The 11421-nt window shown below is 55.9% G+C and carries 11 protein-coding genes; 5 read left to right on the forward strand and 6 right to left on the reverse strand.

From position 1 onward, the window contains the following. Positions 1-193: 193 nt before the first annotated feature. The 6 genes from ACORLH_RS21720 to ACORLH_RS21745 all read right to left on the reverse strand — a co-directional run bounded on the left by ACORLH_RS21720 (position 194) and on the right by ACORLH_RS21745 (position 6381). Positions 194-853, reverse strand: a complete 660-nt coding sequence (locus ACORLH_RS21720; protein WP_321830406.1) for a class II aldolase/adducin family protein — start codon at positions 851-853, stop codon at positions 194-196. Then, positions 820-2001, reverse strand: coding sequence for a Tm-1-like ATP-binding domain-containing protein (locus ACORLH_RS21725; RefSeq protein WP_321830407.1), 1182 nt, complete (start codon positions 1999-2001; stop codon positions 820-822). The genes ACORLH_RS21720 and ACORLH_RS21725 overlap by 34 nt, the downstream gene beginning before the upstream one ends. 4 nt (positions 2002-2005) lie before the next feature. Next, positions 2006-2941 (reverse strand): carbohydrate ABC transporter permease, encoded by a 936-nt coding sequence (locus ACORLH_RS21730; protein ID WP_321830408.1) that lies wholly within the window; start codon positions 2939-2941, stop codon positions 2006-2008. Then, positions 2941-3789, reverse strand: coding sequence for a sugar ABC transporter permease (locus tag ACORLH_RS21735; RefSeq protein WP_321832871.1), 849 nt, complete (start codon positions 3787-3789; stop codon positions 2941-2943). The genes ACORLH_RS21730 and ACORLH_RS21735 overlap by 1 nt, the downstream gene beginning before the upstream one ends. Positions 3790-3942: 153 nt before the next feature. Then, positions 3943-5262 (reverse strand): extracellular solute-binding protein, encoded by a 1320-nt coding sequence (locus tag ACORLH_RS21740; protein WP_321830409.1) that lies wholly within the window; start codon positions 5260-5262, stop codon positions 3943-3945. Between the two features lie 30 nt (positions 5263-5292). Next, positions 5293-6381, reverse strand: coding sequence for a sn-glycerol-3-phosphate ABC transporter ATP-binding protein UgpC (locus ACORLH_RS21745; RefSeq protein ID WP_321830410.1), 1089 nt, complete (start codon positions 6379-6381; stop codon positions 5293-5295). A 117-nt stretch (positions 6382-6498) separates the two neighbouring features. Between ACORLH_RS21745 and ACORLH_RS21750 the strand changes: the two genes are divergently transcribed. The 5 genes from ACORLH_RS21750 (at position 6499) to ACORLH_RS21770 (ending at position 11227) form a co-directional block, all read left to right on the forward strand. After that, positions 6499-7143: a GntR family transcriptional regulator gene (locus ACORLH_RS21750; protein ID WP_321830411.1), complete on the forward strand. Its 645-nt coding sequence runs from the start codon at positions 6499-6501 to the stop codon at positions 7141-7143. Between the two features lie 85 nt (positions 7144-7228). Further along, complete coding sequence (locus tag ACORLH_RS21755) at positions 7229-8161, forward strand: N-acyl homoserine lactonase family protein (protein ID WP_321830412.1); 933 nt, start codon at positions 7229-7231, stop codon at positions 8159-8161. Between the two features lie 5 nt (positions 8162-8166). After that, complete coding sequence (locus ACORLH_RS21760; RefSeq protein ID WP_321830413.1) at positions 8167-9003, forward strand: TIGR01459 family HAD-type hydrolase; 837 nt, start codon at positions 8167-8169, stop codon at positions 9001-9003. Continuing rightward, positions 9000-9971 carry a class II aldolase/adducin family protein gene (locus ACORLH_RS21765; protein WP_321830414.1) on the forward strand — a complete coding sequence of 324 codons (972 nt, stop codon included), beginning with the start codon at positions 9000-9002 and terminating at the stop codon, positions 9969-9971. Before ACORLH_RS21760 ends, ACORLH_RS21765 begins: the two co-directional genes overlap by 4 nt. Next, complete coding sequence (locus ACORLH_RS21770) at positions 9971-11227, forward strand: FGGY-family carbohydrate kinase (RefSeq protein ID WP_321830415.1); 1257 nt, start codon at positions 9971-9973, stop codon at positions 11225-11227. Before ACORLH_RS21765 ends, ACORLH_RS21770 begins: the two co-directional genes overlap by 1 nt. The last annotated feature ends 194 nt before the right edge of the window (positions 11228-11421 follow it).

Raw genomic sequence — 11421 nt, forward strand, 5'->3', positions numbered from 1 at the left:
GCCCACACCGGACTTGCCAGAATTGCGCCTCAAAAAAGGTGGAAGAATTTTCGTATAGGCACGAAATTTCAGCCTGCAGCGCGGCGGCAAACTCGGTCATTTGTGCATGGCGCAGCGAAGTGGTTGATCGCAACAAGGTGCGACGCCTTGTGCACTAGAAATGAGATTCCAAAGTTCTCTTTTTAGCCAATCTCTATCCATTCGCCGCAGCAGAGCGGGCGTCGGCTGCTGTACCATACTGCGGAAGATCGGCGGTCGACTTGCCATGGGCCGCCATCACAGTATCGCGGACAAAGGCGATGTGAGCTGTCTCTTCGATGATCTCGGCCAGATATTGCGCTTTCATCAGGGATGCCCCCACACCAATGGTGCCATGATTGGCAAGAACAGCGGCAACCACTTTGGGGTCTTTGAAGACCGGGCTGATTTCAACCTCGGCCTGGGGGCCACCTGCATCAGACAGAGGGATAAGCGGCATGCGGCCGATTTTCTCAATTGTCTGGACCGTCAGGCAGGGGATCTCGATCCCGGCGCTGGCGTATCCGGTGGCCCATGGGCTGTGGCAGTGCACGACGGCATTGATATCGGGTCGGATGCGATAGAGATCCAGGTGAAAGCCCAGATCCTTGGAGGGTTTATAATCCGAGGGTTCGATTGTGCCGTCCAGATGCACGACCTGAAGATTGTCCCGCGTGCATTCGTTAAAGCCGATACCGGAGGGTTTGATGACAATCGCGCCGGCGCTGTCGAGCCGCACCGAAAGATTACCACCGGCGTTGGTTTGAAGCCGCAAGTCAAAGCAGCGTCTGGCGGTCGCAATCAGGGCGTCTTTTTTTTCAATGAGATCGTGCATGAGGTGTCCTTTTGCGCTGATAGCGCGTCAAGCGTTACAAGTATGTCTTTGGTGATCTGAGGATCGAACAGGTGCGCATCCACAGTTTTGAGCTGGATTTTTGGGGAGAGCTTTTCTCGCAGCGTGTCACGGCAAACGGCGCGAAGCGCGGGATCTTCTATTGCTCCACCCGGCCGATCATGATGCGAAAAGCCACCCATGGGTATGATGACGGCGCAAGGGCCCTTCAGGGTGTTCAGGCTTTCTGCCAGCTTTGTCGCGACATGGGCCATCTCTGTGTCGGACATCTTCACATGGGTGAAAAAACCGGAATGGGCGTAGTGGGGCCTTTCCAGATAATGCTTGGCCAGCAGAGATTTTTCACCCAGCCCGATGAAGTTCAGCGCGCCGGGCAGGACGATCCGGGGCCGGTCGCCTCCGGCGCTGAACCTGTCGGGCATATCAACATGGGCGCCGTCAACATGGATGCGGGTCAACTCGTGCGGTGTCAGATCAATGATCGCGTCAAACGCGTTCTCCTTTGCAAAACGCGCAAACGCGGCCCCGCCATAGCCGTTGGAGTGAAAAACGCTGCTTTCCTGTCCGCGCCGGGCGAGTGCACTGACCAATGGCGCCACAGCGCCATCGGTGGCGCCAAGAGCAGTGATGCCGACTGAAGGCACCGCGTTATCATCGCCACCGGAGAGGTCATTGCGGCACAGCCCCGCAGCCATCAATGCCGCGTTATCCAAGACCCTGCGTAAAATGGCGTTCAGGCCAGCGATATCTGCCAGAGTGGGGATGAGGAAGATTGAGCTATCGGCCAAAGTCGCCCTTGGATCAAAGGGCAGCGTGGTCACGAGCATCTTGGGGTAGGTGATCGGCAGAGCGCGCAACACGCGCAGCGCGATTTCACCACCGGTTCCGCCGCCAATCCCGACGACCAATTCGGCATCGCCCGCAACAGCCTCGACTGCGTCAATCGTTGCCCTGGCCGCTGCCTCTTTCATGGCGGCAACCTTGGCATCGCCGTCAAGAATACGGCCCCCGCTGTGCAGCGAAATGTCGATGGCTCGCGCGGCAACGCCAATTTCAGACAGTCGTGTGATCAGATAGGTCGTCTCTTCCGCCTTGGTTGCCAATGTGGCCAGTACAATGACCTTTGCCATGGTCTCACCCCTTTACTGCACCCGCGGTCATGCCGGTGATAATTTGCCTGCTTGCAAAGAGGGTAAAGATGATTGGGGGGATGGCCAACAGCATGCCGGTTGCCATGATAACACCCCATTCGACGTTGAACTCGCTCATGTTGTTGACGATCAGGATCGGCACGGTTTTGGTATTTCGATCACTGAGGGCGGAAGCCAGAAGATATTCGTTCCAGGCTATACGGAAGGTGAAGATGGCTGCCGCCGCGAGGCCCGGTTTGATCAGCGGCAACACAACTTTGAAAAACACCTGAAACGGGCCCGCGCCATCCACACGAGCGGCTTCTTCCAGGCTGCGGGGAACCTGCACGATGAAGCTTTGCAGGATCCAGATGACGAAAGGCAGGTTCATGGCCACGTAAATTATGATGATACCGGAATGTGTACCAGCAAGGCACACGTCGCCCCGCCCGCCGAACGCGTCTCTGATGGCGCCGCCGATCAGCCCGTTCTTGTCCAGGCAGAACTCATTGTTCCACAAGCCGAAAACCGGGACCAAAAGTACGGCAGGCGGCACCATGCGCACCATGAGCGTTGTCACGGAAACTGTGTCACGCCCCATAAAGCGGAACCGCACAAGCGCATAGGCCGACATGGCCCCGATCACCAGTGTCAGCACCGTTGAGATGAGCGCGATGATCAGAGAGTTGATGAAGGCGCCGCCAAACTTGAGCGAACAGAATTCGAGATGATCCGGTTCGTACCACAACACATCGCACAGCGCTGTTTCGTAGTTCTGGATCGTGGGCAGGAACAGCAGGCCAGACGTGCCCGAGATGATGTCGACATCCAGTTTGAACGAGTTGACAAACATCAGCACGACAGGGCCAACAGACATGAACACTAACAGACCGATGACTGCGTAAAAAGCCGGGTTCTGTTTTTCGTAAGACTGATCCATCAGGAATCCTCCTCGGCGGCCATGCGCACCTTGGCGGCGCGCGCCTCCTGCCAGCGATTGAAGGCAAACATGCCGACCGTCAGCAACATCAGGAGGATCAGCAGGTAATTTGACATGGCGGCTGCCACGCCCAGTTCCCGGAATTCAGTAGCGGTGCGTGAAATGCGCAGAGCCAGAATTTCCGTCGACAGGCCCGGGCCGCCTTCGGTCAGTACAAGGATCACTTCAAGAACCTTGAAGGCGTCGATCAGGCGCAGCAGGGCCGTGACAATCAGGACAGGCATCATCAAAGGCAGCTTAATATGGACGATTTGCTGCCAACCGGTCGCGCCGTCAATGCGGGCAGCCTCCAGCGCTGAGCGGGGCAGGGATTGTAATGCTGCCAGTGACAAAATGAAAATGAAAGGTGTCCATTGCCATATATCAGCACTGATAACGCTGGTCAGAGCGTGGCTACCCAACCAATCCACATCGGGCAGTCCCAGAGTTTCCAGGACACGGTTAAAAGTGCCCACGGACGGGTGATACATATAGCGCCACATGAGACCAACCACGACGGGTGCGATCATCATGGGCAGAATGAACATTGTACGCAGCAGGGACATGCCGCGAATATTCCGGTCGAGCAGCAAGGCAAGACCAACGCCCAGCACCATCTCGATTGATACACAGAAGAAGGCAAAACGCAGGGTCACACCCAGGCTTTCGCGGAAACTGGGATCATGCCACAGCGTGATGTAGTTCTTCAGGCCTACAAATTCGGCTTCGCCGATGGTCTGACTGGGATCCCATGCCCGGAAGGACCCCCAAATCATGTACCCCAGCGGGTAAATCAGAGCGATTGCCATGATGATCACGGCAGGAGCCATGAACAAATAGGGTGAGAGCCGGTTGACACGTGAGGTAAACATGATTGGGACGTTTGCCTTGCAGTTTGACCAGTAGGGTACAGGACAGGGGAAGGTGAAAAGCGGGGTTTCCCCGCTTTTCAGATTGGTGACTTACTGCCAGGTGTAGTAGCCGGCTTCTTCCATGACAGCTTTGGTCCGTTCGGCCACGCCATCCAGCGCTTCTTGGATGTCCAGATCCTCGGTCAGCACTTTGGAGAGGGTCGTGCCCAGATCGGCATTGACCTTGCCCCAGACGGGAATGATCGGACGCCAGTCGGGATCAGCATGTTTCAGCGCTTCGCCAAAGGTCGACATATGCGGGAACTTGGCATTTACGTCGGCGTCATCGTGGGTCGAGAACCGCGATGGGTTACCACCGGCTAACGCGACCAGCTTGTCGCCTTTCTTGGAGGTCAGCCACTGCATCAGCAGGAAGGCGGCCTCTTTGTTTTCCGCATTCGCGGGGATACCGATGCCAAAACCACCGGTCTGGCTGCCGCGGCGCACACCCATCGGGTGCATGGCCCAACCGACTTTGCCCACAACCTGAGACTTGTTCGGGTTGTCGATCTGACCGGCAACCACGGTGGTGTCCAGGAACATCGCTGTGTCGCCGTTCAGGAAGGCACCTAGCGCTTCGCCAAATCCAAAGTTCTTTGCGCCCTCAGGGCCGCAATCAACAATGGTTTTCAACGCTTGTGCAGCCTTTACGCCGGCGTCGTTGTTGACGATGGGGTTCCAGTTGTCGTCAAAGACGCGCCCACCCAGCGGGGCCAGGTGCAACAGGAACGCATGGCTGGCGTGATGGCCAGATGCGGCCCGGCTTGAAAGACCACCCATGCCCGGCTCAAGATCGGGAATTTTGCAGGCGATTTCCAGCATCTCGTCATAAGTTTCCGGCACTTCCAGGCCGTGCTTTTCAAAGATGTCTTTGCGGTAACCCAGAATGGATGTTTCGGAACCATAGGGGATGCCGAACAACGAACCGGTCTTACCTTCCAGATAGCCTTTGTTGCCGCCAGCGAAACCGATGTTATAAACATAGCCGTCGATCAGGTCGTCCGCATCGTAGGCGGGATCGGCAAGTTTGGGATTCATATAATACTTGGCCAGGTTTTCCAGCTGATCAGCATAGACATAATCCGCCTTTGAAAACACGACATATGCAATCAGGTCGTATTCACCTTGGTCCTGCCCAAGTTCCAGCGTCTGGCGCTCGCGCATCTTGAGGTAGGGGAGCTGATCGACCTCGACCTCGATCCCGGTTTCTTTGGTAAACTCCGGCAGGATCTTCATCACCGCATCATAATGCGGGTGCGCCGGGAAGTTCACGATCAGCGTCGTGCCCTCGTATTCGGCATATGGGTTGGCCAATGCCGTCCCTGCCATCAAGGCTGTGGCCATAGCGGCTGCCTTAAACTGTTTAAGCATTATTGCTTCCTCCCTTTCGATTGACAGGCGTCACAACGCCCTTTCACTCTCTTTGTCGAACAGGTGAATGCGGGGTGCATTCACTTCGAACTGCAGGGTCTCTCCGAGCGCCATTGGCGTTTCGGAATTCATTTCGACCGTGACATTTTGTTGGCCGCAGGTGCACATCAGGACGGATTGCGCACCGATATATTCGGAGACCATGACATTCAGTGTCAGAGCCGCATCAGCCGAAGCATCGGGTGCAAAGCTCAGATCCGACGGACGAATACCCAGAATAATGTCCCGTCCGGAATGCACACGTGCCGTCGCTGCCCGTTCATCGGCAAGGCGCAGCGAAAACCCGTCGCCAGTGACAAACATACCACCGCCTTTTTCTTCGATGGCGCCTTCCAGAAAGTTCATCGGCGGCATGCCAAGGAAGCCCGCAACGAACTTGTTGGCTGGTCGCTTGAACAGCTCTTCCGGGGTGCCTTGCTGCTGAATATAGCCGCCATGCATGACGACGATCCTGTCGGCAAGCGTCATGGCTTCGATCTGGTCATGGGTGACGTAGATCATGTTCTTTTCGACGCGCTGGCTCATCAATGCCAGTTCGGCGCGCATTTGTCCGCGAAGTTTGGCATCCAGATTGGAAAGCGGTTCGTCGAACAGGAAGATGCCTGAGTCCTTGGCCAGCGCCCGCGCCATGGCCACGCGCTGTCTTTGCCCGCCGGATAGTGCGCCGGGCTTCCGGTCGAGAAAATCCGTCAGGCCGACCATGTCAGCCACTTCGCGCACTTTGGCGTTGATTTCAGTCGTTGGGCGCTTTTGAAGGCGCAGAGCGAAGGAAATGTTCTGCGCCACGTTCATATGCGGATAGAGGGCATAATCCTGAAACACCATCGCAAGGTCACGATCCTTGGGTTCCAGGTGTTTCACCGGCTTGCCGTCGATGAAGATCTCTCCGTCCGAGACATCTTCCAACCCGGCGATCATGCGCAGCGTTGTGGACTTACCGCAACCGGACGGGCCGACCAGAACCGTGAATTCGTTGTCGGCCATCTCAAGGTCAATTCCGTGCAACACTTCGACGGAGCCATAGCGTTTGACCATGCTTTCCAGGCGAATTTCCGGCATCGAATCTCTTCCTCCAATTCGCTTCCACTATTTTGTATACAAACAAAAAAGTAAATATGCAAAATTGCATTATACATCATCGCGTACTAAAATGAGGCCCTGAAAGGGGTGAAAGTAATGGCAAAAACCGCGAGAATGTCGACGAGCAGAAGGATTGAGGTTGCCCTAACCGAGGAAATTGCGGCAGGCGAACTTGCGCCGGGAACTCGGCTGGATGAGGTGCGCCTTGCGGCGCGGTTCGACGCTTCCCGTACGCCGGTACGCGAGGCGTTGGGGCGCCTTGCTGCTCAGGGCATCCTGATACAGGGGGAAAAGCGGGGGGTCTTTGTTGCTGAATATAGTCGCGAAGAGCTCGCCCAGATATTTGAGGCCATGCACGAAATAGAGGCTGCCTGCGCGCGAATGGCCGCTCAACGCCTTAGTTTGTTATCCAGAACCGAGATTGAGACAGCACAGGCGGATTGCGTCTCTGCTGCTGAGAAGGGGGATAGGGCGGCCTATTTGCGCGCCAACGAAGCCTTCCATCAAGCGATCTATCGGGCGACTGGAAATCCGTATTTTGCCGAGATCGCATCCGAGTTCAGGCAGCGGACCGGCCCCTTCAGGGCCAAGAAATTCGCGACAAAAGAAGATCTGATCGTTTCGGCGCAAAATCACGAGGCGCTGATCAATGACATCTTTAGTGAAGATTCAGGAGTCGCCTCAAATAGTATGCGAACTCACATGGAGACCAGTTTTTTGCAGGTCCTGAAGGTGAATTAATCGGCTTTTTGCGATTGCCCCTTGTCAATGTGTTCATTTTGATATTTTTGTATACATAAAGGAATCGCATCCGAGAGGTATCACCATGGGCATTGCAGAAACCAAGATTTATCCGATCAACACCGGCTGGCTTGAGGCCGATTTGGGAACGTATATTTTCTGGAAAGGCCCGGCCGGAAAGAAATATTGGAACCCGGTTTATTGTCATTACGTGGACACAGGCGAACACAAAATCCTGATCGACACGGGCCTGCCCGATGAGGAGCGCGCAACCAAGTACCACCACAAATGTGACAAACGTGGTTGTCTTCAGGTGCATGAGCATCTGGAGCAGAAGCTTGGCGTTCACCCCGACGAAATCGACGCGATTGTCTTTACGCATCTGCACTGGGACCACGTGCAGAACATGAAGAAGTTCAAAAACGCCCGCTACATCGCCCCCAAGGCTGAAATCGAAATGGCTTACAACCCGCTGCCGCTTTATTATCGCACTTACGAGGCGAATATCGGCGTTGAGCAGGCCTATGCGGGCTGTGTCTTCGAGGCGGTCGAGGATGAATGCGAAGTGCTGCCCGGCATCACCATGTTCCATACTCCGGGGCATTCGGTTGGTCACATGGCGGTATCTGTTGCAACAAGCGCCGGGGACATATGCGTTGTTGGCGATGCGATTTTTGTTGAGCGGAACCTTGAACCCAACCCGGGCGAACAGTGGCGCTATTGGGTGCCTGCGCGCTTTGTGAACAGCTATAAGGGTTGGAAATCGGTCGAAGAGATCGACAAGCGCGCGGATTACGTGCTGCCCTGCCATGACGAACAGGCTAACGCCCGCTCGGACGTTTTCCCATATGAAGGCATGCCTATTCGCAAGCGACGCCAGACAATTCCCGGCTTCCAGTTCTATTTCGGCGACATGCCCGACGGAACAATCGGAAAGGCAGCGCCGGCGATGAAAAAGGAAGACGTCGAAAGCTATCTGGCGAGCCTGAAAGATCCCAAGGATATGGCCGAGTACTGAGTGCGATGACCAGGGTTATCGACACCCTTCTTGATGTCGCGTCAGACTATGATGCCATAGTCTTTGATCAATGGGGGGTGCTGCACAATGGCAGCACGCCCTATTCCGGTGCCGTCGACTGCCTGCGGACGTTGCATCGGAAAGGGCACAGGATGGCTGTCCTGTCCAATTCGGGCAAGCGGTCAACCCCCAATGCGGGCCGTATCCAAGCGATGGGTTTTGACGCCGGACTGTTCGAGCATGTCATGACCAGCGGCGAAGCCCTGTGGACCGAGATCGCGGCGGGCCAAATTCGCGAAACGGTGTTTTTTGCGGTGGAGCGCAGCGTCGGAGACGCGACAAGCTGGGCACAGGGCCTTGATATTTCGCTCTGCGATAACATTGACGGGGCCGACGCCATCTTGTTGATGGGGCTTCCGGACGGGTCTCAAATTGAAGCCTGGAAGGGTATTCTTGATACCGCACTGTCTAAGGATTTGCCGGTGTTTTGCACAAACCCGGATCGCAGTAGCCCGAGAGCCGACGGTCTTGTTCTCTCGCCAGGGGCGCTGGCCTTTGCTTACAAGGACATGGGCGGTCGCGTTCGATTTTATGGCAAGCCACATTTGCCCGTCTTCGAAACCTTGCAGGACGTGTTGGGCAGCAAGCAGCTCTTGATGGTCGGGGACAGCCTTGAGCACGACATCGCAGGGGCTCAATCAGCGGGCTGGGACAGCCTTTTGATCGAGGGCGGACTTTACGCCGATGCCTTTGAGACCGGGGATGCCGAAACGACTCTTGCTGCATTGGTTACGGAAAAGAAAACGCGCGCGCCAACTTTTCGAATGAGACAAATCAGATGACCAGACCCGAAATGCTCACATCCGCTTTCCGCAAACTGTCAGCATCGCTTGGACAGAACCCTTTGCGCGTCCAGGGGCCGGGAGGAAACACATCCATCAAGGACGCTGAGGTTATGTGGATCAAGGCGTCGGGTACCGAACTCGCCGATGCAGAACGCACAAGCATTTTCGTAGCTGTTGATCGCGCCGCTGCCGTGGCAGAGGCCCGCGAAGAAGCCGGGGATGGCAGCTGCAAATCGGCCATCCTTGACCCGACGCTTAATCTCCGTCCGTCGATTGAGACGACCTTTCATGCCGCGCTGGATTGGGCCGTCGTCGTTCACACACATTCGGTTGCGACGATCACGCATGCGATCAGCCCAGAAGGGCGCCGGATTGCAAAAGAAAAGCTGCAAGGCCTTCCTGTTGTAATGGTGCCCTATGCGAAACCGGGTTTGCCTTTGACACGTGAAATTCTGGCGCGGGTTCAGCCCGACACACAGGCTGTCATTCTGCAGAACCATGGGCTGATCTGTTGCGGTGACACCGTAGAGCAGGTTCAGGCGCTTATCGAAGACGTGGAAAGCCGTCTTGATTTACCCGCGAACGTTTCTTTTTCAGAAAAACCAAACGAAACCGCTCCGGAAGGTTTTGGCTGGTCCGAACAGGGTTGGTTGGCCACCAACACGCGCGCGGCCGAACTGGCTTTGACGGGAACATACTACCCGGACCATGTTGTCTTTCTTGGCCCTGCCTTGCCGACAGAGGATAATGAGACCTCGCCAGCAGCGGTTCTGAAGCCCGGACAGGGTGTCTTGATCCGGGATGGTGCAACATCCTCGCAAAAGGCGATGCTGCGGTGTCTTAAGGACGTTTTAGCGCGGTTGCCAGAGGATTGGACGGTTGATCCAATTGGTGCAGAGGCCGAAGCCGAGTTGCTCAATTGGGATGCCGAGAAATACCGTCAGGCCCTGGCAGCGCGTTCCTGATGCTGGCGCTTGGGATCGATATCGGGACGTCAGGTGTTCGTACCGCCGTCGTGGAGGGGGAACGGCTTGTTTCCATGGCCCGTTCAGAGCATCCCCCGCAGGATCCGGCAAAGATCGACGCAATGGGCTGGTGGCAAGCGGTCGAGCAATGCCTGTCCCGGCAGATGTCGGCACTGAAAGAACTCGGGATCGATCCGTCCGCTATCAGCGGTGTGGCAGTAGATGGCACGTCCGGTACTATGGTGTTGACAGATCGGGATCTGACACCCGTCAGCCCGGGGTTGATGTATAATTCCGGCGGGTTTGATACTGAGGCAAATCAGATCGCCGCTCTGGTGGATGGTCCACACATCACCTTGGGAAGCAATTCGGCGCTGGCTCGTGCCATGCGACTGGTTGCTCTGTCAGAGGGTTCCCCCGCTCACCTGCTGCACCAGGCGGATTTCATTGCGGCAAAGATCATGGGGCAGGGTGGGCAGTCTGACTTTAACAACGCGCTTAAGACTAGCTTTGATCCCAAAACGGAAAGCTGGCCTGCGTGGATCGATCAGGTGATCGATCCGGGATTGCTTCCGCGGGTTAACAATCCGGGCTCTCCGATGGGGCCGATTGCACAAGAGGTTTCCGAAAAATTCGGGTTGTCCGCGGATCTGATGGTCCATGCCGGCACCACAGACAGTATCGCTGCTTTTCTTGCTTGCGCACCAATGGAAGAGGGCGTCGCCGTCACCTCGCTTGGCTCAACGCTCGCGATCAAACTCCTGAGCGCAAAGCGGATAGATGACCCGGGTGTCGGGCTTTATTCACATCGTTTGGGTGATTTATGGCTGGTTGGAGGGGCTTCGAACACTGGCGGTGCAGTGCTGAAGCAACATTTCACCGACGAGCAGCTGCGAACACTGAGCAATCTGATCGACCCACACAGCCCGACAGGGCTGGATTACTATCCTCTTGCAGGGCCGGGTGAGCGATTTCCGATCAATGATCCGAACCTGCCGCCGAGGTTGCATCCACGCCCAGAAGATCAGGTAACATTCCTTCAGGCGATGCTGGAAGGAATGGCCGCAATTGAAGCGCGCTGCTACGAAGAGATATCAACCAGAGGCGGTTCAGCGCCAACCCGTATTTACACGGCAGGTGGCGGGGCAAAGAACGCCAAATGGACCGCGATCCGCGCCCTAAGTCTTGGTCAAACACCGGTGACTTCCAAGAGCGACGAAGCTTCGATCGGGGTAGCCAAACTGGCACGAAACTAACCGATTCGAAGTCCACAATTGATCTGATGGCTTGTTCAATGGGCGCTGCGGACCCAAGCTGCAGTTCTTTGCTTTTCAATCAATTTAATTGATTGATCAAAAAAGTGTGACCCTACGTCCAACGACAGCTTCAAAGCAATATGTTGCATCGAGGTATAAGTCTGACACGGTTTCTACTTTAGCTAACGCGGTGT

It is taken from the genome of Thalassovita sp. (assembly GCF_963691685.1).
Lineage (GTDB): Bacteria > Pseudomonadota > Alphaproteobacteria > Rhodobacterales > Rhodobacteraceae > Thalassobius.

Excerpts from the sequence above, each read along its gene's own strand:
- ACORLH_RS21770 (WP_321830415.1), top strand. The coding sequence starts at position 9,971 with ATGCTGGCGCTTGGGATCGATATCGGGACGTCAGGTGTTCGTACCGCC.
- ACORLH_RS21720 (WP_321830406.1), bottom strand. The coding sequence starts at position 853 with ATGCACGATCTCATTGAAAAAAAAGACGCCCTGATTGCGACCGCCAGA.
- ACORLH_RS21745 (WP_321830410.1), bottom strand. The coding sequence starts at position 6,381 with ATGCCGGAAATTCGCCTGGAAAGCATGGTCAAACGCTATGGCTCCGTC.
- ACORLH_RS21765 (WP_321830414.1), top strand. The coding sequence starts at position 9,000 with ATGACCAGACCCGAAATGCTCACATCCGCTTTCCGCAAACTGTCAGCA.
- ACORLH_RS21735 (WP_321832871.1), bottom strand. The coding sequence starts at position 3,789 with ATGGCAATCGCTCTGATTTACCCGCTGGGGTACATGATTTGGGGGTCC.
- ACORLH_RS21755 (WP_321830412.1), top strand. The coding sequence starts at position 7,229 with ATGGGCATTGCAGAAACCAAGATTTATCCGATCAACACCGGCTGGCTT.
- ACORLH_RS21740 (WP_321830409.1), bottom strand. The coding sequence starts at position 5,262 with ATGCTTAAACAGTTTAAGGCAGCCGCTATGGCCACAGCCTTGATGGCA.
- ACORLH_RS21730 (WP_321830408.1), bottom strand. The coding sequence starts at position 2,941 with ATGGATCAGTCTTACGAAAAACAGAACCCGGCTTTTTACGCAGTCATC.
- ACORLH_RS21750 (WP_321830411.1), top strand. The coding sequence starts at position 6,499 with ATGGCAAAAACCGCGAGAATGTCGACGAGCAGAAGGATTGAGGTTGCC.
- ACORLH_RS21760 (WP_321830413.1), top strand. The coding sequence starts at position 8,167 with ATGACCAGGGTTATCGACACCCTTCTTGATGTCGCGTCAGACTATGAT.
- ACORLH_RS21725 (WP_321830407.1), bottom strand. The coding sequence starts at position 2,001 with ATGGCAAAGGTCATTGTACTGGCCACATTGGCAACCAAGGCGGAAGAG.